The organism is Streptomyces gossypii (assembly GCF_025165795.1).
Lineage (GTDB): Bacteria > Actinomycetota > Actinomycetes > Streptomycetales > Streptomycetaceae > Streptomyces > Streptomyces gossypii.
The window spans coordinates 121380-141726 of the sequence record NZ_JAJAGO010000004.1; the positions used below are offsets into that span (position 1 = coordinate 121380).

Annotated in this window: 22 protein-coding genes and 1 pseudogene; 9 read left to right on the forward strand and 14 right to left on the reverse strand. The window is 71.8% G+C overall.

Features of this window, described 5'->3' with window-relative positions:
* Positions 1 to 65 precede the first annotated feature (65 nt).
* Entirely contained in the window at positions 66 to 959 is an 894-nt protein-coding gene (locus LHJ74_RS09660) for a TIGR02569 family protein (protein ID WP_260217478.1), read from the forward strand.
* An 83-nt stretch (positions 960 to 1042) separates the two neighbouring features.
* On the opposite strand, the gene LHJ74_RS09665 is transcribed toward LHJ74_RS09660, so the two are convergent.
* The 4 genes from LHJ74_RS09665 to LHJ74_RS09680 all read right to left on the reverse strand — a co-directional run bounded on the left by LHJ74_RS09665 (position 1043) and on the right by LHJ74_RS09680 (position 5113).
* Positions 1043 to 1900, reverse strand: a complete 858-nt coding sequence (locus LHJ74_RS09665) for a MaoC/PaaZ C-terminal domain-containing protein (protein ID WP_260217479.1) — start codon at positions 1898 to 1900, stop codon at positions 1043 to 1045.
* Between the two features lie 210 nt (positions 1901 to 2110).
* Positions 2111 to 2935: an SDR family NAD(P)-dependent oxidoreductase gene (locus LHJ74_RS09670; RefSeq protein ID WP_375546706.1), complete on the reverse strand. Its 825-nt coding sequence runs from the start codon at positions 2933 to 2935 to the stop codon at positions 2111 to 2113.
* Positions 2871 to 4439 carry an MFS transporter gene (locus LHJ74_RS09675; RefSeq protein WP_375546707.1) on the reverse strand — a complete coding sequence of 523 codons (1569 nt, stop codon included), beginning with the start codon at positions 4437 to 4439 and terminating at the stop codon, positions 2871 to 2873. The genes LHJ74_RS09670 and LHJ74_RS09675 overlap by 65 nt, the downstream gene beginning before the upstream one ends.
* A 62-nt stretch (positions 4440 to 4501) precedes the next feature.
* Positions 4502 to 5113 (reverse strand): TetR/AcrR family transcriptional regulator, encoded by a 612-nt coding sequence (locus LHJ74_RS09680; protein WP_260217483.1) that lies wholly within the window; start codon positions 5111 to 5113, stop codon positions 4502 to 4504.
* Positions 5114 to 5279: 166 nt separating this feature from the next.
* Here LHJ74_RS09680 and LHJ74_RS09685 point away from each other — a divergent pair, with 166 nt between their 5' ends.
* Both LHJ74_RS09685 and LHJ74_RS09690 read left to right on the forward strand, forming a co-directional pair.
* Entirely contained in the window at positions 5280 to 6200 is a 921-nt protein-coding gene (locus LHJ74_RS09685) for a TIGR03620 family F420-dependent LLM class oxidoreductase (protein ID WP_260217484.1), read from the forward strand.
* A gap of 138 nt (positions 6201 to 6338) precedes the next feature.
* Positions 6339 to 6701: pseudogene (locus tag LHJ74_RS09690) on the forward strand (helix-turn-helix domain-containing protein); the annotation flags it as partial.
* Positions 6702 to 6925: 224 nt separating this feature from the next.
* Here LHJ74_RS09690 and LHJ74_RS09695 read toward each other — a convergent pair.
* From LHJ74_RS09695 to LHJ74_RS09710, 4 genes are all read right to left on the reverse strand, one after another.
* Positions 6926 to 7528: a ClpP family protease gene (locus tag LHJ74_RS09695; protein WP_260217485.1), complete on the reverse strand. Its 603-nt coding sequence runs from the start codon at positions 7526 to 7528 to the stop codon at positions 6926 to 6928.
* A 1-nt stretch (position 7529) separates the two neighbouring features.
* Positions 7530 to 8237 carry a ClpP family protease gene (locus LHJ74_RS09700; RefSeq protein WP_260217486.1) on the reverse strand — a complete coding sequence of 236 codons (708 nt, stop codon included), beginning with the start codon at positions 8235 to 8237 and terminating at the stop codon, positions 7530 to 7532.
* A gap of 224 nt (positions 8238 to 8461) precedes the next feature.
* A complete protein-coding gene (locus LHJ74_RS09705; RefSeq protein WP_260217487.1) occupies positions 8462 to 9082 on the reverse strand; it encodes a TetR/AcrR family transcriptional regulator in 621 nt (206 codons plus the stop codon).
* A gap of 135 nt (positions 9083 to 9217) precedes the next feature.
* Entirely contained in the window at positions 9218 to 9856 is a 639-nt protein-coding gene (locus tag LHJ74_RS09710; RefSeq protein WP_260217489.1) for a TetR/AcrR family transcriptional regulator, read from the reverse strand.
* A 96-nt stretch (positions 9857 to 9952) separates the two neighbouring features.
* Between LHJ74_RS09710 and LHJ74_RS09715 the strand changes: the two genes are divergently transcribed.
* Positions 9953 to 10411, forward strand: coding sequence for a nuclear transport factor 2 family protein (locus LHJ74_RS09715; protein ID WP_260217490.1), 459 nt, complete (start codon positions 9953 to 9955; stop codon positions 10409 to 10411).
* Positions 10412 to 10494: 83 nt separating this feature from the next.
* On the opposite strand, the gene ybiA is transcribed toward LHJ74_RS09715, so the two are convergent.
* From ybiA to LHJ74_RS09730, 3 genes are all read right to left on the reverse strand, one after another.
* A complete protein-coding gene (ybiA, locus tag LHJ74_RS09720; protein ID WP_260217491.1) occupies positions 10495 to 11064 on the reverse strand; it encodes a riboflavin biosynthesis intermediates N-glycosidase in 570 nt (189 codons plus the stop codon).
* 194 nt (positions 11065 to 11258) lie between these two features.
* Positions 11259 to 11510 (reverse strand): hypothetical protein, encoded by a 252-nt coding sequence (locus LHJ74_RS09725; protein WP_375546708.1) that lies wholly within the window; start codon positions 11508 to 11510, stop codon positions 11259 to 11261.
* Positions 11507 to 11740, reverse strand: a complete 234-nt coding sequence (locus LHJ74_RS09730) for a hypothetical protein (protein ID WP_260217493.1) — start codon at positions 11738 to 11740, stop codon at positions 11507 to 11509. Before LHJ74_RS09730 ends, LHJ74_RS09725 begins: the two co-directional genes overlap by 4 nt.
* A 31-nt stretch (positions 11741 to 11771) precedes the next feature.
* Between LHJ74_RS09730 and LHJ74_RS09735 the strand changes: the two genes are divergently transcribed.
* Together LHJ74_RS09735 and LHJ74_RS09740 are read left to right on the forward strand one after the other, a co-directional pair.
* Positions 11772 to 12491, forward strand: a complete 720-nt coding sequence (locus tag LHJ74_RS09735; protein WP_260217494.1) for a helix-turn-helix domain-containing protein — start codon at positions 11772 to 11774, stop codon at positions 12489 to 12491.
* Entirely contained in the window at positions 12488 to 12703 is a 216-nt protein-coding gene (locus LHJ74_RS09740) for a DUF397 domain-containing protein (RefSeq protein WP_260217495.1), read from the forward strand. Before LHJ74_RS09735 ends, LHJ74_RS09740 begins: the two co-directional genes overlap by 4 nt.
* Positions 12704 to 12712: 9 nt before the next feature.
* Here LHJ74_RS09740 and LHJ74_RS09745 read toward each other — a convergent pair whose 3' ends face one another.
* Genes LHJ74_RS09745 through LHJ74_RS09755 form a run of 3 tightly spaced genes read right to left on the reverse strand, consistent with a single transcriptional unit; the run spans position 12713 to position 17432 of the window.
* Positions 12713 to 14917 carry an acyl-CoA dehydrogenase family protein gene (locus LHJ74_RS09745; protein WP_260217496.1) on the reverse strand — a complete coding sequence of 735 codons (2205 nt, stop codon included), beginning with the start codon at positions 14915 to 14917 and terminating at the stop codon, positions 12713 to 12715.
* A 38-nt stretch (positions 14918 to 14955) separates the two neighbouring features.
* On the reverse strand, positions 14956 to 16155 hold the full coding sequence (locus LHJ74_RS09750; protein ID WP_260217497.1) for a hypothetical protein: 1200 nt from the start codon (positions 16153 to 16155) through the stop codon (positions 14956 to 14958).
* Positions 16156 to 16199: 44 nt separating this feature from the next.
* Positions 16200 to 17432 (reverse strand): hypothetical protein, encoded by a 1233-nt coding sequence (locus LHJ74_RS09755; RefSeq protein ID WP_260217499.1) that lies wholly within the window; start codon positions 17430 to 17432, stop codon positions 16200 to 16202.
* A 166-nt stretch (positions 17433 to 17598) separates the two neighbouring features.
* On the opposite strand from LHJ74_RS09755, the gene LHJ74_RS09760 reads away from it, so the two are divergent.
* From LHJ74_RS09760 to LHJ74_RS09770, 3 genes are all read left to right on the forward strand, one after another.
* On the forward strand, positions 17599 to 18279 hold the full coding sequence (locus LHJ74_RS09760) for a class I SAM-dependent methyltransferase (protein ID WP_260217500.1): 681 nt from the start codon (positions 17599 to 17601) through the stop codon (positions 18277 to 18279).
* A gap of 24 nt (positions 18280 to 18303) precedes the next feature.
* The gene (locus LHJ74_RS09765) at positions 18304 to 19308 is read left to right on the forward strand and encodes an N-acetylmuramoyl-L-alanine amidase (protein WP_260217503.1); all 1005 of its coding nucleotides are present in this window, start codon (positions 18304 to 18306) and stop codon (positions 19306 to 19308) included.
* A gap of 118 nt (positions 19309 to 19426) precedes the next feature.
* A complete protein-coding gene (locus LHJ74_RS09770) occupies positions 19427 to 20290 on the forward strand; it encodes a hypothetical protein (RefSeq protein ID WP_260217504.1) in 864 nt (287 codons plus the stop codon).
* Positions 20291 to 20347 lie beyond the last annotated feature (57 nt).

Below are 20347 nucleotides of genomic sequence, written 5' to 3' on the forward strand. Positions count from 1 at the left end.
GTCTGCGGGGGCGGAGGTGGGATATCCGGGTGCGCGCGGTGGTGCGGGTGGCGCAGGCTGGCGGGGTGACTCTGTCGACCGCCGATGTCGGGCTGCCGCCCTCTGCCGTAGTCGCCGCCTTCGGGCTCACGGGGCGCCCCGTGCGCTTGTCCGGAGGCCAGGGCCACAGCGTGCGGGTGGGCGACGCCGTGCTGAAGCCCGCCGAGGGGGGCGATGAGAGCGAGTGGGCAGCGCGGCTGGTGGAAGGGCTGCGGCAGGGCGAGGGGCACGGGTTCCGGGTGCCGCGGCCGCTGTGTTCGGTCGGCGGGAAGTATGTGGTCGAGGGCTGGGCGGCTTCCCGTTTCGTCTCCGGCGCGCCACGCCCGGCGGGCGACTGGGCTGCCCTGCTGAACGCCGGGCGGGCCTTTCACCGGGCCCTGCGGCAGGCGCCACGCCCCCGTCTGCTGGACGCGCGGCGGCATCCGTGGGCGGTGGCGGACCGGGTCGCCTGGGGCGGGCGCTCCCGCTTGGCACCGGCGGGCGGCGTGCCGTCCGAGGCCCGGCGGCTGCTGCTCCGGATCCTGTCGCTCCGGCAGCCGGTCGAGGCACCCTGCCAGCTGGTCCATGGTGACCTGACCGGCAATGTGCTTTTCGCGGCCGGTCAGGTGCCCGCCGTCATCGACTTCTCGCCGTACTGGCGGCCGGTGGCATACGCCGACGCGATCGTGGCGGTGGACGGGACGCTGTATCACGGCGCCGGGCCGGAGCTGCTGGAGCGGGCCGCCCCGGGTGCCGAGGGCGCCCAACTGCTCGTGCGGGCGCTGGCGTTCCGGCTGGCGGTGCTGGTACGGCAGCCGGAGCCCGGAGCGGCATCATCTGCGGCGGACGAGGTGGCCGGGGACGAGCTGGCCCGGTTCGCCCGTGTCACCGAGCTCGTCCAGGAGCGGATCGACGCGGGACGGCAGCGCCGGACGCGCTGATCCGGGGCACCGCGTGGCCGGCGCGCCGGGTGGCCGGGATGGCCGGGATGGCCGGGAGCCCAACGGCCCCGCCCCGCCATGCGTCAGCCGTGTTCCACCCACGTGTCCGCGAGCACCGGCGCGCCCGCGCGCTGGGGTGCCGTGGCCTCCAGCCGGATGCGGCCCCGCCCCTGCCGCCACATCGCCAGACGCAGCGTCTCGCCCGGATAGGCGACCCCGGCGAAGCGTGCGGCGTAGCTCCGTACCTTCGCCACCTCGCCGTCCAGAAGCGTGTCGACGACCGCCTTGAGGGCGATGCCGTACGAGCACAGGCCGTGCAGGATCGGCCGTTCGAAGCCCGCGCGCCGGGCGAACCCGGGGTCGGCGTGCAGGGGATTGCGGTCGCCGGAGAGCCGGTAGAGCAGCGCCTGGTCCTCCCGGATGCCGCGTTCGACGACCCGATCGGGCTCGCCTTCGGGCGGCGGCAGCCGGACGGAGGGGCCGCGAGTGCCGCCGAAGCCGCCCTCGCCGCGTACGAACAGCTGGAAGTCGCTTGTCCACAGCGGCCCGTGGGCGTCGGCGGTCTCGGATCGCAGCGCGATCACGGCGGCCGTGCCCTTGTCGTGGACGGCGGTGACGGCCGTGGTCTGGACGGCCTCGCCGTGTACGGGGATCGGCCGGTGCAGCGTGAGCGTCTGGCCACCGTGCAGTACGGCGGCGAGGTCGACATCGATGCCTGGCGCGTCCAACTCGCCGACGACCCCCGGTCCGCCGCCCGCGACGGTGGCGAACGCGGGCAGCACCCGCAGCTCGTTCTCCAGCGTGTAGCGCAGCTCGGCGGGGTCGGTGGCCGGGATTCCGGCGCCCACTCCGAGGTGGTAGAGCTGCACGTCTTTCGGCTCCCAGGTGATCCCGGTACGGCGCGGTGGGGCGGCCAGGGCCTTCGCGGGATCGATCGGCATGGGACGCGCTCCTGGTGAGGGCAGGGTGAGGATGCGGGGGAACGTCCTCGGTGCTGGCGACTACGGTAGGCGTGGTGCCCCTGCCATGGGCAACGGCCGATGGCGATCGCGGGCGACAGGTCGCCGTAGCCGCCTGGACGAACTGACCGCCGCCTGTGCCCCGCTGGACGCCAGCAGCGCCGGTGGGGGCCGGGTCAGATGCGGGCCGGGTCAGGTGCGCAGGTACGAGGCGCCGTTGAGGTCGAGCACCGTGCCCGAGCTCCACTCCGCCGCCGGGGAGGCGAGCCACAGCACCGCCTCCGCGATCTCCTCCGGCTGGGCGACCCGCCCGTACGGGCTCTGCGCGCGGATTGCCGCCCCCTCGTCGCCGGTCAGCCGGTGCGCGACCCGCTCCGTCTCGAAGAAGCCGGGTGCGACGGAGGCGACCGCGATGCCGTGCGGTGCGAGCGCCACCGCCAGCGACTGGCCGAGCGCGTGCACGGCAGCCTTGGTTGCGGCGTACGCGGGGTGGTCCGGCTCGCCGCGGAAGGCGCCGCGCGAACCGATGTTGACGATGCGGCCGCCCCTCCCGGCGGCCATCTGCCGGGCCGCCTGGTGCGAGAGGTATGCGGCGCCCAGCAGGTTCACCGCGGTGTGCTGCTGGAAGGCGGCGGCCCACTCCTCGTAGGAGGTGCTCAGCGGCGGATGCGCGACGTTCGCCGCGGCGTTGTTCACCAGGACGTCGAGGCCGCCCAGCGCTCCGGCGGCCTCGGCCACCAGCCGCTTCGCGTCCCCTGGCTCGGTGATGTCCGCCTCGGCGAGGGTGTGCCCCTCCCCGGGCAGCCCGGCGAGGGTCTCCTCCGCCTCGGCGCGGCGTGAACGGTAGTGGACGGCGACGTGGTCGCCGTTTGCCGCGAAGGCATGCGAGAGGGCGCGGCCGAGGCCGCGCGAGGCGCCGCTGACGAGCACCCGGCGGCCGGTCGAAGGAAAGTCACTCACCGTGGGCACCCCGCTCCTTGACGGCGCGGTTCCCGCTCCGTTCGAAATTCTCCGCATGCGGGTCTGCTCCCGTATGCCGGTCCTCTCCCGCCTGCGGGTCCTCCTCCGCGGGCGGGTCCTGGTCCCGCTCGCGGCCGCCCGGCAGCGTGAGCATCATCAGCAGCGCGCTGCCGATCAGTATCCACCCGCCCGTGCGGAAGGCGAGCGCGTGGCCCGATGCTTCGGCGACCGGCCCTGTCCGGTCGCCGATACGGGAGGCGGCGACGGTGGAGAGCGCGGCGAGGCCCAGTGCGCCACCCATCGTGCGGGAGGTGTTGATCAGCCCGGAGACCAGCCCGGCGTCGCCGGGGGCGGCACCGGAGGTGGCGATGGAGGCCAGCGGGGTGGCCGACAGCCCGGCGCCGAGCGCCATCAGCAGGCCGGGGCCCAGCACGCTGTCCAGATAGCCGCCGTCCGCCTGCATGCCGCTCTGCCAGAAGTAGCCGGCGGAGGCCGTCAGGGTGCCCGCGATGGCGAGGTTGCGGGCGCCGACCCGCTGCATCAGCGGGGGTGCGAGCTTCGATCCGAGGACGATGGCCAGCGACTGCGGCACGAAGCCGAGCCCTGCCTGGATCGGCGTGTAGTCCAGCACGTTCTGCATGTAGAGCGACATGAAATACCACATGCAGAACATGGCCGCGCCGTTCACGAACATCGCCACGTTGGCCGCCGAGACCGACCGCATGCGGAAGAGCTTCAGCGGCATGAGCGGCGCCCGCGTACGCGCCTCCACCGCGACGAAGGCTGCCAGCAGCAGGATCCCGCCGAACAGCGGCAGCAGCGCGCCCGCCCCCGTCCAGCCCTTCGACTCCGTCTCCACGATGCCGTACGCCAGCGATCCGAGCCCGGCTGTCACGAGCAGCGCACCCGGTACGTCCAGGCGCCGCCGCTCCCCCGCCCGGCTCTCCGCCAGCCACAGCCATGCCGCGAACAGCACGACGGCACCGACCGGCACGTTGATCAGCAGCACCCAGCGCCAGGACAGTGCGTCCGTCAGCACCCCGCCGACGAAGCCGCCCGCGGCACCGCCGCCCGCCCCGACCGCCGTCCAGGTGCCTATCGCTCTGGTACGGGCCGCGCCCGTCGGGAAGGTGGTGGTCAGGATCGTCAGGGTGGCCGGGGAGAGCACCGCGGCGCCGACGCCCTGCGCGGCGCGTGCCGTGACCAACTGCCAGCCTTCCTGGGCCAGGCCACCCGCCAGGGAGGCGACGACGAAGAGCCCCAGGCCGACGAGGAACATGCGCTTGCGCCCGAAGAGGTCACCGGCCCGGCCGCCGAGCAGCATGAAACCCGCGAAGGTGAGGGTGTAGGCGTTCAGCACCCACTGCAGCCCCGGTCCGCTCAGCCCCAGGTCCGACCGCATCGACGGCAGCGCCACATTGACTACCGACACGTCGAGTACGACGAGGAACTGCCCCGCGCACGCGGCGAGCACCACCGCCCAGAGCCGGGGGGCGGGGCGCCGGTCACGCGCCTCGGGCGAAGCTTCAGCTGAGGGAGGGGTCTGGGCCATGCCCGCCATGCTCCCACCCGCCACTGACGCCGCACACCGGGATTCCGACCCAGGGGCGGGGTGCTCCGGTCCTAGGCCCTGCGGTCCGGCCGCCGCACGGCGTCGAGGACGAGGCCGAGCAGCCGATCGGGTTCCTCCAGGTCGTCGCCACGCGCCGTGGACAGGGCGATGCCGGTGACGAGCCGGAGGAGATCGGCGGGGCTCACGTCGGTGCGGGCGGTTCCCTGGCGCTGGGCCAGGGTGAGCATGCCTGCGGCGGCGTCGAGGATCAGCTGGTGGCAGTCGATGCCCAGCGCGGCCGGTTCCTCCAGCATGAGCGCACCGCCGAGCCCCTGATTGACGCGTGCGTGCGCCAGGAAGGCGCGCAGCCACTCCGCGAGTGCGTCGTCGGCGGCGGTATGGACGGCGGCAGCGGCAGCGGCCTCCTGGAGTGTGACGGCCCGCGTGCACAGCGTCTCGATCCGGTTCCTGAGTACCGCCGTCAGCAGCTCGGTCCGGGTGGGGAAGTGCCGGTAGAGGGTGCCGGGCCCCACCCCGGCCCGCCGCGCGATCTCGTTCAGTGACGCCTCCGGGCCGGCCTCGGCGTATGCCTCCCGGGCCGCCTCGACCAGGCGCTCCCGGTTGCGCCGTGCGTCCGTACGCTGCCGCCGCGCCACGGCCGTGCCGTCCTGCGGTGCCGTCATCGCCGCTCCTCGAACTGCTGGTGGCCCGTGGCCTGTGAGCTGGGCCGGGTCCTGGGAAGCCCTCCGGCTAGCCAAACGGAGAGTCTCTCCGTATCGTACCGGTCAACGCATCCGGAGAACCTCTCCGGAACAGGCGGCAGGCGACAGACACAGCTGGGGAGCAGGAATGACAGACGGCACGCGGGGAACGCTCGGCCCGGTCGGGATCTGGACGTCCGCCTTCGACGGGCAGCCCGCCCCACGGGTGCGCGAGGCCGCGGCGGAGATCGAGGAACTCGGTTACGGAGCGATCTGGTTCGGTGAGGCGTTCGGCCGCGATTCGGTGGGGCAGGCATGGCTGCTGCTTTCCGCGACCCGGCGTCTGACGGTCGCGGCGGGCATCGCCAACATCGCCTTCCGTGACCCCATCGCCACCGCCGGGGCGGCCCGTACGCTCGGCGAGGCGTTCCCCGGACGCTACGTACTCGGACTCGGCGGCCATCGCGTCGACGACACCGTCCACCGGCTGGACGGCTATCCCGTGCCGGCCCGGGGCAAGGCGGTCACGACGATGCGCGGCTACCTGGACTCGATGGACGCGGTGCCCGCCCACGGTCCGGACCCGGACCCGGCCCCGCGCCGGGTGCTTGCCGCGCTCGGCCCGAAGATGCTGGAGCTGGCGGCCGAGCGCACCTGGGGCGCGCACCCCTACTTCGTGCCCGTACGGCACACCGCCCAGGCGCGCGAACTCATGGGGCCGGACGCCTTCCTCGGGGTCGAGCAGGCCGTGGTGCTGGATACCGACCTCACCCGCGCCCGCGAGACGGCCACCGCCCACGTGGCCGCTTACGTCTCCATGGCGCCGCACCAGGAGGCGAGCGTACGGCGGCTCGGCTTCGGCGATGACGAGATCGTCGGGGGACCGAGCCGCAGGCTCGTGGACGCGATCGTCGCCTACGGTGACCTGGAGGCGGCCCGCCGACGTGTCCGAGAGCATCTCGACGCGGGGGCGGACCATGTCTGCCTCCAGGTCCTGACAGCCGAGCCGGGGCTGCTGCCGGTGCCCGAGTGGCGCGAACTGGCCCCGGTCATGCGTGAGTTCGTGTGAGCGGCAGGCTGCGATGAGCCGGGACCGAAGCTCGGCCTCCGGGCTGACGGCCCCGGATCGGCGCCGCACCGGGCGGATTCGCCGACAGCAGAACGCCACCGGCTCCCTGCCCGGGCTCTGCACTCCTAGGCTGAGGGGGTGAGCAGCCACGCGTCCAACCAAGCCCGCGTTCTTCCCCTGCGCCCGGTTGCAGCGGCTGCCGAACCAGCCCCGCGCCCGGCCCCCGCCGCCAGAGAACCGCTGTGGCGGCATGTCGTCGGTGACGTCCTGCGCCGCGAGCGCCTCGCGCAGGAGCGCACGCTCAAGGATGTCGCCGAGGCCGCCAGGATCTCGATGCCCTATCTCTCCGAGCTGGAGCGCGGGCGCAAGGAGGCCTCGTCCGAGGTACTCGCGGCCGCCGCCCACGCGCTCGGCCTGGGACTGGCGGACCTTCTCGTCCTGAGCCACGGCGAATTGGCCCGGCTCGGCCGTGCGCGGCCCACCGCGTCCCGCACCGCCCCCGCACCGGTCGTCCCGGTCACCTCCGTCACGTCGGTCACCTCCGTCGTCCCCGCTGCCCGCCCCGGATCGGGGCGTGCCGCCACGGGCCAGGGGGACGACGTGGTGACGTCCGTCGTGGAGCTGCGCGCCCGGCGCACCCGGACGCGACTGCTCTCGCACCGAGGCGAGACCAGGCTCGCCGCCTGACGTACGGGCGGGCCGGTCGGGCGGCCGGGCCGCGGCGGTCAGGCTGCGACGGCCCGCCTGCTGAGCACCTCGTCGGCGAGCCCGTACGCCACCGCCTGCTGCGCGGTGAAGATCTTGTCCCGGTCCATGTCGGCCCGGAGGGTGGCCACTTCGTGGTGCGTGTGCCGGGAGAGCACCTCCTCGACCTCGGAGCGGATCCGCAGCATCTCCTTGGCCTCGATACTGAGGTCCGAGACGGTCCCCTGCCTGCCGCCGCTCGCGGGCTGGCCCAGCAGCACCCGCGAGTGCTCCAGCACGAACCGCCGCCCGGGGTCTCCCCCGGCGAGGAGCACCGCCGCCGTGGAGGCCGCCTGCCCGACGCAGAACGTCGAGATCGGCACACTGACGAACGTCATCGTGTCGTAGATCGCCATCAGCGAAGTGAACGAGCCGCCGGGCGAGTTGATGTAGATCGCGATCTCGCGGTCCTGGCTCGACGATTCGAGGTGGAGCAGTTGCGCGATGACGACGTTCGCCACTCCGTCGTCGATCTCGGTGCCGAGGAAGATGACCCGCTCGGACAGCAGGCTGCTGTAGATGTCGTACGCCCGCTCACCCTGCGGCGTGCGCTGGACGACGGTCGGGATCGTGTACTGGGCCATGTCAGAGTCCCATCCTTCGCTGCGAACCGGCCGGGCGGACGTCTTCGAGGGATTCGACGACGTGGTCGACCATGCCGTACTCCTTGGCCTGTTCGGCCGTGAACCACCGATCGCGGTCGCCGTCACGGGAGATGGTCTCCTCGGCCTGACCGGTGTGCTCCGCGGTGATCCGTTCGACCGACCGCTTGGTGAATTCGAGGTTCTCGGCCTGGATCGCCATGTCGGAGGTGGTGCCTCCGATACCGGCCGACGGCTGGTGCATCATGATCCGCGCGTTCGGCAGCGCGAAGCGCTTGCCCGGCTCCCCGACGGTGAGCAGGAACTGGCCCATGCTGGCGGCGAATCCCATGGCGAGGGTCGCGACGTGGTTCGGGATCAGGCGCATCGTGTCGTAGATCGCCAGCCCCGCCGTCACCGAGCCGCCCGGAGAGTTGATGTAGAGGCTGATGTCGGTGCGCGGATTCTCCGCGGAGAGGACGAGCAGCTGCGCGCAGACGCGGTTCGCGGAGACCTCGTCCACCTGGGTGCCGAGGAAGATGATCCGCTGCATGAGGAGCTGTGCGGCGAGGTGGTCGTCGAAGCGCGTCGCGGGGGTGTCGTCGGCGGCGGCGCGTACGTTCAGGGCGGCGGGCCGCACGTTCGGGGCGGTCGAGGTGTGCGGAGCCGGGGTGTGCCAAGCCGGTTCGGGGCCGGTGAGGAGTGGTGTCATCGAGTCCTCCTGGTGGGGTGGCCGCCGCGACTGCCGTCGCCGCGGTCTCCTCACTCTCGGCCCCGATGAGGCGCTACGGCAGTCTTCTTGGCCCGCAGCAGATTCGCTCCGGGCAGAGCCGGCGGAACAACACCCACCAGGACGGCGCCGGGAGCACCCCGCCTCCCGCTCCCGCCGTCTTCCGCTTCCGTCCCCCGCTTCCGTCTCCCGCTTCCGCTTCCGCCTCAGCCGACGTACGTGCCCGCGCGGGCCGCCACCACGGCCGCCTCGGCCGCGCGGTCGGCGGCGGCCTCGTCCAGCGGGTCGCCGCTGACGACGAACCGGTAGTAGAGCGGAGCGGAGACGGCGCGGATCACCTCGTGCGCATCCGTGCCTGCGGGGATCTCGCCGCGCTTGGCCGCCGCCTCGACACAGCCCGCCCACTCCCCGATGCGGGTCGCGTAGAAGCGGTGCAGTGCGTCGGCGGTGTGCGCGTTGCACAGCGAGGCGGCTATCACGGACTTGAACAGCGCGCCCTGGCGCGGATCGGTCAGGGTGCGGAGCACAAGCCGGGCGTTCTGTCTGAGGTCCTCCTCCAGGGAGCCGGTGTCCGAACGGGGCAGTGACTGCTCGGCCATGTCGAGCAGCAGATCGGAGACCAGCCCGGCAGCCGTGCCCCAGCGGCGGTAGACGGTCGTCTTGCCGACGTCCGCGCGGCGGGCCACTTCGGCGAGGTCAAGCCGGTCGAACCCATGCTCGACAAGGGCGTCCCCGGCTGCCCGTAGTACCGCTGCCCGCACCCGGGCGGTCCGCCCACCCGGCCGGACCGTGCCCGGCACCACACCCTCAGAACCCTCAGAACCCACAGTGGGTCTCCCGTCTCCTCAACCAGTCTTCCGCTGCCATCCGCTTCCCCTCAGTCATCTTAACGGAACAATAGAACCGTTAGAGTCATTCTCTTGACCCTTCCCCGCCTCGCCCCCTCACTCGCCGGCCTCCCCTCACCCCGAAGGCGTGGGGGCGGAAACGGGTGCGGGCGAGGCGTCCGGCCCGGCCGTCGCCGTCGCCGCCGTCGTCGTCGCCGCCGCCGCCACGAGGATCGCGCCCGCCGTACGGGCCCGCAGGGCGGCCGACGGAGCGCCGGTCATCGCGGCGGCGGTGATCGAGCCGTCGACCAGCAGCACCAACTGCCCGGCCAGCTCCGCCGGATCCCGGACCGGCAGGACACGTACGAGATCGGTCAGATACTCGAGGACGGCCAGCTTGTGATGCCGGGCCGCCCGGGTCACCGCGTCGGAGACGGCGCCCAGCTCTCCGAAGGCGTTGATGAAGGCACAGCCCCGGAAGTCCGGTGCCGTGAACCAGGTGTGCAGCCAGTCGAAGACCACCAGCGGGCCGTCCTCAGGCGTGCGGGCCTGACGGGCGACGTAGTCCGCCAGTTCGGCGCGCCAGCGCGCGTCACGGCGCAGCAGGTAGTCCTCCACGAGATCGTGCTTGGCCGGAAAACACTGGTACAGCCGCTTCAGCGACACCCCCGAGGCGGCACGCAGTTCGTCCATGCTCACGGCCTGGATGCCGCGCTCGTAGAAGAGCCTCCCGGCCGCGTCGAGCAGGCGTGTGCGGGCTTCCTCGTGATTCACAGCATCTCCCACTACCGCCGAGAACGATCGTTCTCTAGACTAGCCGAAACCCGGAGAACGATCGTTCTCTACGGGATACGAGATGAGGAGCCCGTCATGGCACCACGGCCGCCGTTGCCACCGTTCGACGCGAAGTCCGCGGCCCAGAAGGTCCAGGCCGCCGAGGACGGCTGGAACTCCCGTGATCCCGAGCGCGTCGCGCTCGCCTACACCCAGGACTCCGTCTGGCGGAACCGCGACACCTTCGTCACCGGCCGGTACGAGATCGTCGCCTTCCTGCGCGACAAGTGGATCCGAGAGCTCGACTACGCACTGCGCAAGGAACTGTGGGCGTTCACGGGCAACCGCATCGCGGTGCGCTTCCAGTACGAGCACCACGACACCGCAGGCCAGTGGTGGCGCAGCTACGGGAACGAACTGTGGGAGTTCACGGAGGACGGGCTGATGAGCCGGCGGGAAGCCAGCATCAACGACCTCGCCATCACCGAGGCGGAACGGCGCATCTTCGGCCCGCGCCCCCCTGCGGAACAGGGCACGCTCCTTCCCGTCCGCTGACACGGACCGGGCGCGTCGCCTGCCACTGCCACTGCCACTGCCCTTGGCCGGCGACCGGCGACCCGGCGTACGTAAGCCGTACGTCAGCAGCCGAGCGCGGCGCGTGCGTCCATCAGCGCGAAGCCCAGGAGATTCAGCCCCCGCCACTCCGCGGGCCGGGCGGCGCGATCATCGTCCGCGGCGAGCCCGATACCCCAGATCCGGTCAACCGGGCTGGCCTCCACGAGCACGCGCCGCCCCGTCGTCAGCAGATAGTCCCGCAGCTGCGGATGCTGCCCGAACTTGGCAACGTTCGCCCGGACGACGATGGCGTACCGGTGCGCTTCCCAGGTCTCTTCGTCGAAGCGGGCGACCTGGCGCCCCAGCGCCTTGATCTCGCCCGGATCGCGGGCCGCCAGGATGCGCGCCGCCGTCCGTTCATCGCCGAACAGCCACGCCTTCTCGGCCATCATGCACTGCTCGGCGCTGCGGTACGTGACGCCTTCGACGGCGAAGTCCGCCTGCCACCACTGGCTGAGGCACCCGCTGCCGATGCCGCCGCCCCGTGGCGGCCGGTGGCCCCAGAAGTACAGGAACTTCAGCCGCTGACCGCGCTGTTCGAGGCGCCGCAACTCCGTGACATCACGCGGCACCACCGGTGCGGATTCGGACATGCGGGCGAGTCTGCCAGCTCTCCCGCTCCAGAGGCCACGGAGTTACCCGACCTTGGCTTCCCCGTAGTAACAGGTGACCTGGCGGCCCGAGCCCGAGCCTGAGTCCGTGCCCCGCGCACGCGGTCGGATCAGTCGACGGAATAGTCACTTCCACCACTGATCCGTGGTCATTGCGTCGACCGATACCCCAGACGTCATCCCCGCCCCCGCCTGCTGAGGGCGTTGGCGGCAGCCACGGACGCCGCCAGCCGCTCATCCGGGGTGGCGGGGCGGACCCGGGCCGGAGCCGCGTCCCACTCCCGACCGCCGCGCAGGGGCCGAAGCTGGAGATACGAACCCTCGCGGCCACACACCTCGCCGACCCACCCAGTGCGCTCGTCCACCACGACCATGCCCACGGTCACGGAGGATGCGGCCAGCGCGGGCCCGTCATGCTCCCCGGTCACCGAGGGCACCTCCGCAGCACGGCCGCGAGCTCGTGCGCCGTCACGAGATTGCAGCGCCCCAGCGCCACCAGCGGGGCCGGACCGACGTCCCCGGTGCAGGACAGGAGATCGACGGACAGGGACGGCAGGGTCACATCGACCGCCCGCAGCGCGTCCCGCAGCAACTCGACGGCCTCCTCCGCCGCGAACAGCCCTTCACCATGGCGGGGGGAATCCGTGGGGGAATCCATGCGTCACACCCACAGAGGGGCGTTGGTCAGCATGACCTTGCCGAAGACCCTGGACCCGTACAACTCTCCCCGCGCGTTCTACGGAGCGGAGCTGCGCCGCATAAGGGAAGCGGCGGGCCTCTCACAGGGCCAGCTGGGCGAGCGCGCGTTCTGCTCGGGCACGTACGTGGGCCAGTTCGAGTCGACGGTCCGGCGCCCGCAGCCCGACCTGTCCCGGACGTTCGACGAGGTGCTTGGCAGCGGCGAGCACCTCCAGCGCCTGTGCAGGCTGGCCCGCAAATCCAAACACCCCGAGTACTTCGCGGACGCGGCGGAGTTGGAACGCCTCGCCAAGACCATCAGCGAGTACGCGCCGACCCTGGTACCGGGGCTCCTCCAGACGGAGGAGTACGCGCGGGCACTTACGCGGTACGAGGCGGTCCTGCGGGCGCCGCTGGGCGGCTTTGCCGTGATGAAGGAGCAGCTGCTCCACCTCGTCGACGCGGCCCGGACACGACGTGCCATCGTGCAGGTGTTGCCCTTCAGCGCAGTGGACGATGCCTTTATGAGCAGCATGGCGTCCGTGATGACCTTCAGCGATGCTCCCCCCGTCGTGTACACCGAGGGCTCACACGCTGGCCAACTGATTGAAGAACCGACGTTGGTAGAGCGCTACCAGAGGTCATACGATCTGGTCAGGGCCGCCGCGCTTTCACCAAAGGCATCGCGGTGCCTGATCGACTCGGCGACGAAGGACTTCACAAGATCATGAACACCGCACCCGGCCTGGGCACCGCTGTCTGGCGCAAGTCCTCTCACAGCAATGGGGAGGGCGGCAGCTGCGTCGAGGTCGCCGACGGCTACCCCGGCGTGCTGCCCGTCCGCGACAGCAAGACGCCCGACGGCCCCGCCTTGATCTTCCCCGCCGACGGGTGGACCAGCTTCGTCACCGCAGTCAGGAGCGGGGCACTCTCCGCCCGCTGAACAGCCCCGTCAGATCACGGGGCGGGGCTCGGCGTCACGGGGCAGCCCGAGCAGCCGCTCGGCGATGAGGTTCAGGCGGATCTCCAGGGTGCCCCCGGAGATCGTGAGGGAGCGCGAACGCAGCAGCTCCCGCACCGCGTCTTCGCCCGGCCCCTCACAGAAGGCGCCTGCCGGGCCCAGCAGTTCCAGTTCCAGTTCCGCGAGCTGCTGCAAGTGCCGGGATTCCACGACCGTACGGATGCCGCGTGCACCCGTCTCCTGGCCCGCGATCTGCTGAAGTGCCCCACGCAGATCCATGCAGCCCAGCGCGTGCGCCTCGGCCAGAAGCCGACCGAGGCGCTCCCGCACGGAGGCGTCCGCGCCCCAGGCGCCTCCAGCGTGAACGAGGAGGGATTCCAGCCTCTCCCCGAAGGGCAGCCGCTCAGGCAGACGCACCGGTTCGTTGCGGGGCGTGTGCCCGGCGGTCTGCCAGCCCCGGCCCACCTGCCCGAAGGCGGCGTCTTCCGGTAGTACGGCGTCCTCGAAGGAGACCTCGTCGAAGGGCGCGTCGCCGGTGATGTCCTGGAGCGGCCGTACCTCGACGCCAGGCGTGTTCCTCATGTCGACGAGGAAGCAGGTAAGCCCCTCCGTCCCGGCTGCCGCCGGATCTGTGCGGGCGAGGAGGATGCCCCAGTGCGCCTGTTGCGCACCCGAGATCCACGCCTTCTGGCCGTTGACCCGCCAGCCGCCGCCCTGTTCGGCGGTCCGCCGTTCGGCCCTCGTGCGCAACGAGGCGAGGTCCGAGCCCGCGTCCGGCTCGGAGAAGAGCTGGCACCACTGCGACTCGCCGCGCAGCGTGGGCGGCAGGTGCCGCTCGCGCTGGGCCGCCGTGCCCAGTTCGGCCAGCAGGGGCACCGCCCAGGTGGTGACGCCCAGCCCGCTGATCCACACCCCGGCCTCCCGCGCCTCCTTCCGCACCGCCAACTGCCGTACGGGCCCCGCGCCGAGCCCGTACGGCTCGGGCAGTTCGGGCTCCGTGTATCCGGTGAGCGCCAGGACCCGTCGGGCGGTGGCCGGGTCGAGTCCCTCGGCGCGCGCGATGATCTCGCGTGCCTGGTCGCGAAAGGGCTGGGCCTCCGGCGGCAGCTCCAGCCGCAGCGGGCGCCTGGCACCGCCTGCGGCCAGCCGGGCGGCCCGCCGAAGGTGTGTGCCGCCGCCGAGCAGCTGCCGTGCCACCAGGGCGCGGCGGAGCGAGAGATGGGCGTCATGTTCCCGGGCGAAGCCGGTGGCGCCGAGGATCTGGAGGCAGTCCTGGGCGGAGCGGTACGCCGCCTCCAGCGCTCCGGCAGCGGCGAGCGAGGACACCAGGCCACGCACCGGTGCGGCTTCGTCCATAACGCGCGCCGCGTCCCAGGTCAACGCACGGGCCTGGTCGAGGCGTACGGCCATCTCGGCGCAGCGGTGCTTGACCGCCTGGAACGCACCGATCGGCTGTCCGAACTGGACGCGGAGTGCCGCGTGCCCGGCCGCCGTCTCCAGTGCGCGCGCGGCCACCCCGCAAGCCTCGGCGGCGAAGAAGGTCCGGGCGAGATCGTCCACCTGGGCGGAGTCCAGGGCGAGTACGCGTCCGCCCGGCACGGTGACGTCCTCGGCGGCCACTTCGGCGGTCGACCGCAGCGGGTCCGCGCTCTGGTGCGTCCGGGTGCGGAGGTCTGCCGCGTCGACGCTCAGCCAGAGCGTCCCGCCGGCGGACGCGGCCGCCAGCACCAGGACGTCCGCGTCCGCTCCGCCGAGGACGGGCGGTGCCGTGCCGTTCAGCAGGTGGCCGCCTCTCTCGGCGGGCGTGGCGGTCAGCGAGCCGGTGCCCAGCGCGACGGCCCCGATCCGCGTCCCCTCTGCCAGGGCTGTCGCCAGCTCGGCCAGCCCGCCCCGCAGCAGCAGTTCGGCGGCGAGCACGGTGGGCAGATACGGGCCGGGCAGCAGCGCGCGGCCGGTCTCCTCCAGTACGACGGCGAGATCCGTCAGCGTGCCACCCCCGCCACCGCACGCCTCGGGCAGCTGCGGCCCGATCAGGCCCATCCCGGCCAGCTCGCCCCAGTACGGCGGGCGGGCGGCGGCGACGGGCGGCACGCCGTCCAGGAGCTCTTGCCGCCACCCGGACGGCACGGCCCGCTCCACCCACCCGCGCACGGCCTCCGTCAGCTCCCGCTGCTCCCGCGTGATCCCGAGTCCCATACGGAAAACTAGATCACAGCCCCTGAGGGCAGAAGCAATCAGCCGATCGCCGGTATCTCCATCTTCAGCGGGCCGCATCCGATGCGTTTCGCTTCGGCGGCGACGTACTCGGAGAACAGGGCGCGGGCCGTGGCCGGCTTGAGTTGGACGCTGCCCTGGCTCAGCATGAAGACCACCGGGCCGGTCTGACAGGACGCTTCGAAGGCTGCCCGCGCGGACCCCAGCGTGCCGTCGCCGTCGTCGCTCTCGATCCGGGTGCCCGAGCCCCGCACCGCATGGGTGAGGCTCCGTGCGAGTCCGGGGTGTTCGACAGTGATGAGGTGCACGTCGTCGATGTCGTAATCGCTGTACCCGAGGTCGCAGCTGCGAATCGGCCCGCCGCCCCCAGATCGCCGCTCAAGAACCAGCTGTTCGTCGGCCGAGGAGGGGGTGTTGAGTCCTTCGATGCCGCAGAGCGCCTCCGGCCGCGAGTCCTGCGCCTGGGTGAGGGCGGGGAGTTCGCCGGGATCCTCGAACCTGCCGTCGCATCCCAGCCTGTCCATCGTGCCGTTGGCCACACGAGTGACGGCGCGACCGAGCACCCGGCGCATCTCGTCGTCCTCCGGACCGGAGTACCGGCCCGAACCACCGGTGTCGACATCGACGATGGTCGGGGGCGGGTCCGAACCGGCGCTCGAGCCGCTGGCACACGACTGCGGCAGTGTCAGCCACGCTCGGGCGGGCGAGGTCATCCCCAGGAGCTCACCGCCCAGCGGGGCCATGTCGGAGGCGAGGAACTTCTCGTGCCAGTCGTTGGGTTCACTCCCGTAGTCACCGCCCGGGGTGTGCACACGGAATGTCACCGCCCAGTCGGCGCGGCCGTAGCGGTCCCCCGTCAGGCGGCACTCCCCGCTGACCTCCACGCCGTCGCCCGGAGACAGCTCCTGTGCTCTGATCTTCTCGCTGCCGAGCGGCAGCGCTTCGAGGTCGTCCTCGCTCAGCGTGCCCCAGCAGGCGTCCTCATCGAAGAACGGCGGCGCGCCGGTCTGCCACGCCATGGTTCCGGCGCCCAGCAGGACACCGGCGACAGCGGCAGCGAGGACGGCGCCCGGCTTCCCCCGCAGCACGCGCCGCCACCACTGCCACTGCCGCCAGCGCGGGCGCGGGCGCGGTGCGGGCCACGCTGCTGCGCTGGCGGCGTGCGGCGCAACGGGCGCCTCCGCCGAGCTCGGCTCCGGCGCCGACGTGTCATCGGTCATCTCGCCACTCTCCTTGCCTGTTTACCGGTGACCGGGTGCAGGGCTCACGGCGCCACGGCCGCGCAGCCGATCCGCGCGGCCACTTCGTTCGCGGAACGGGCGAAGACCCGCTCCGGACTGGGCCGCGCGGCGGCGCGCAGGGTCTCGTCGAGCTGCTGGAAGAACACCGTGGGGTGGCCCGCGCAGTCGGCCCGAACCACCTGGTGTCCGGCCTTGAGTTCGCCCTTGCCCCGCCAGTCCGGGCCGGGCGCCCGCTCGCCGGTCAGCCCGTGGAACAGGGCCACCAGCCGAGGTTCGCGGACCATGACGAACTGTCCAGCCGGCGTCGGCGCGGTACCCCGGCTCCGCAGGGTCAGGGAACAGGTCTGCATCCGGTCCGTGACCGGCCCGCGCTGCACGGCCAGTCCGCCGAACTTGCCCACGTCGAACCGCTGGCCCGGGATGCGGCAAGCCGTGAAGTCCTCCCGCACTCCGTCCGCGTCCCCACTGGTGGCCGCGACCGGTGACGTCACCCGGTACGGCTCCTCCGGCGCGCAGCCGACGCTCTTCATGCCTTTCTCGGCCACCGCGAGCATCAGTCGCGCCACCTCTGAGCGGCTGCCCACGGTGAACGGCATCTCGACGACACCGAGGTGACCGTCCCCGGTCTCGCCCCCGGCGAGGGTGACGGCGGAGGGGCGCCCGTCGACGTCACACGCCTTCGGCAGGACGACCATGCCACGGTTGCCCGCGACCACTCCCGGCACTCCGTCGGGGAGCGGTACGGCAGAGGCGTCCAGGAAGCCGGCGAGCCACTTCCGCCGTTCCGCCGCCTTTCGCGGGACGGGCCCGAACTCGACGGTGACCCGCGATTCGAAGGTGAGCGTCTCCTGCGCCTCGCCCGCCTCCTCGCCGTACTGCTCGGTGCCGGTGCCGGTGTGGCCGCCGTGGTCGTCCGGGACCTCGGAGGTCATCACGACGGAGCACTTGCCCTGCGGGCGGTCCGGTGACGGCACGTCGCTCGCCGTGCCGCTCCGTTCGGAGTCCGTGCGCTGCAGCACGGCGTCGCCCAGCAGGCGCGGGCCGCTGTCCTGCTTCCAGGCTCCCCAGCAGTAACGGTCCTTGTCGAAAGGCCAGGTGCCGGTCGCCTGGGCGGTCACGGCGGTGCTGCCCAGAGCCAGGGCCAGCGCTGCTCCGCCCCAGGCCAGCCGCCTTCGCCGGGAGAGCCGTCCGAAGCGCCGCAACCAGGTGGGTCTGTCATCGGTGTGGTCCGGACCGTGGGCTGGTTCCGCTCCCACGAACTCCCCCTCTTCGACGCTTGCCAGTCGATCGATGCTATCGACCGGCAGTGACAGCCGGATTTGGTGGGGCACCATGGCCCTTCGACGGGAGCGCCGGATTCACGGCCCGCAGGACCGTCGGCATCCACGCAAACGACAGGACGGACACCGGGGTGAGCCAGACATGAATCAGGACCAGGTGCCCAGAGTTGCGGCACGAGAGCCGGCGGCGCCAGAGCCGGCGGTGCTCGCCGCCTTCGAGACGGCTCAGGGGTTCATGCCCCTGGACGAGGGGCTCGCCCTCCACGAGGCGGCCGTGGAGGCCGGACGGCTGGGGCTTCCGCTGCTGGAGATCGGGACTTACTGCGGACGTTCGACGATTCTGCTTGCCGATGCCGCCCGCAGGGCCGGTGTGACGACTGTCACTGTCGACCACCACCGGGGCAGCGAGGAGCAGCAGCCCGGCTGGGAGTACCACGACCCCGCGCTCGTCGACCAGGCGACCGGGCTCATGGACACCCTGCCCGCCTTCCGCCGTACCCTGCACGCCGCCGGACTGGAGGAGTACGTGGTGGCCGTCGTCGGACGGTCGCCGCAGGTCGCCGCCGTATGGAGTGGAGCGCTCGGGCTCGTCTTCGTCGACGGAGGGCATACCGATGAGCACGCCCGTGGCGATTACGAGGGCTGGGCACCGCACTTGGCCGCGGGCGGTCTGCTGGTGATCCACGACGTCTTCGAGGACCCGGCGGACGGCGGCCAGGCCCCTCACCGGATCCATCGCCGGGCACTCGATTCGGGGGCCTTCACCCAGGTGTCCGCCACCGGTTCACTGCGCGTACTACGCCGGACGGGCGCGGGAGACTGACCCGCACCGCTACGATCGCGAACCGTGTCCTACGGAAGCCCGTCCCGCCGTGCCGGGACCCTGATGATCGCCCTCGCCACGCTGGTGCCCCTCTGTTTCGCGGGCTGGCTGGTGTGGAAGTCGGTGCGGGGACCGGAGAAGGAGGCGGACCCGGCCCCCGCACTCATGCCCGTGCCGTCCGCTGCGGGCAGCAACGATCCGGACAGACCGGAGGATTCCGGAAAGCCGGATGAGAACGGGAAAGACGGGGAGCAAAAGGAAAACGGGAAGAAGGACGAAAGAGGCGGAAACCGCGAGAGCGGTGAAGGGAACGAGGAGAACGAGGAGAACGGGAAGAGAGATCCGGGGATGCCGCTCAGCGGCCGGACGGTGGTGCTCGATCCCGGTCACAATCCGAACAACCGGCATCACCCCGGGGAAATCAACGCGCAGGTGAATATCGGGACGAACATGAAAGCCTGTGACACCACCGGCACCCAGACCAACGCCGGTTACACGGAAGCGTCTTTCACTCTCGATCTCGCGCACCGGGTCCGGCAGGCACTCGAAAAGCAGGGTGCCAACGTGAAACTCACCCAGGATGCCGACCGGCCGTTCGGCCCCTGCATCGATGAGCGTGCCGAGATCGGCAACGAGGCGGATGCCGATGCCGTGGTGTCCCTGCACGCGGACGGATCGGGGCAGGGGAACCGGGGATTCCATGTGATCCTTCCCGCATCCGTACGGGACGGTAAGGCCGACACGGCCAACATCGTCGGGCCCTCACGGATGCTCGGCGCCGAACTTGCCGCGAGCTACCGCGCCGCCACCGGAGCGGAGCCCGCCAACTATCTGTCCGCCGAGAACGGCTTGATGACCCGAAGCGACCTGGGCGGTCTCAACCTCAGTAAAGTCCCCAAGGTCTTCCTCGAATGCGGCAACATGCGGGATCCGCAGGATGCCGCTCAGCTCACCGATCCGAAGTGGCGGGGCCGGGCCGCCGACGGAGTCACTCGGGGGCTCGTGGCCTTCCTGACGGGGAGGCGTTAACACAGAACGGAAACAAGAAGACGGCCCGCCACAACAGGCCATAGTCTCGCCCGTACGATGGGGTGCTCACCCCCGGCAGACAGCTCACACCCACATCAAGACCGACAAGGACCCCACGTTGAACATCCGCTCGCTCACACGAGGCGACGGCGCGGTGATCGGAGCAGCCCTTCTGCTGTTCATCGCCTCATTCCTCGATTACTACTCTGCTGACTGCGATGGCCCCGATGAGGTCTGCGACGCCATCGAGATGCCCAACGCGTGGGACACGGACGCACTCCAGCTGGTTCTGCCGGCGGTAGTCCTGATCGGCGTGATCGGTGCCGCTCTCATCGTCCTCGGGCGGCTCCTGCCGGAGCGCCGTGTCGCCGGTCTCACCATTCCCCAGTGGGGCACGGGTCTTGCCGTCGCCACCGCGTGGAACGCCCTCTGGTCGCTGTTCCTCATGCCCGACCAGGCCGGCCTCGCCATCGGCTCCATTCTCGCGGTCCTGGCCTCACTCGTCCTCGCGGCGGGCGCCATCATGTCCGAGGCGGTTCCCGCTCTGAAGGCGCCGCTCCTGCCCTCCGGTGGCGGCATGAACCAGCCGAGCCCGTACGGCGGCCAGCCGCAGGGCGGCTACGGCTACCCGGGTCAGCCGCAGCCGGGCCAGCCGCAGCCCTACGGCGGTCAGCCCGCCGGGCAGCAGCCTTACGGCGGCCAGCCCCAGCCGGGCCAGCCCCAGCCGGGCCAGCCGCAGCCGGGCCAGCCGCAGCCCGCTGCTGCCGCACCGGCCGGTGGCGGCGACTTCCAGGCGTTCTGGTTCGCGGTCCCCGTGGCCCGTCCGCTGTTCGCCGAGGACGGTTCGCCGAACCCGATCGCTGAGCTCGCACCCGGTACCTGGTACCTGGCGGTCGAACAGCGCGGTCACACGCTGATCGCCCAGACGCAGGACGGCCGTCGTGGCGTGCTGCAGGACAGCTCCGGCATACAGCGCGGCTGAGTCCGCGCGCCCGAACCGACGCGCACACCGCGCGCCGCGATCCGGTGGATGAAGGCC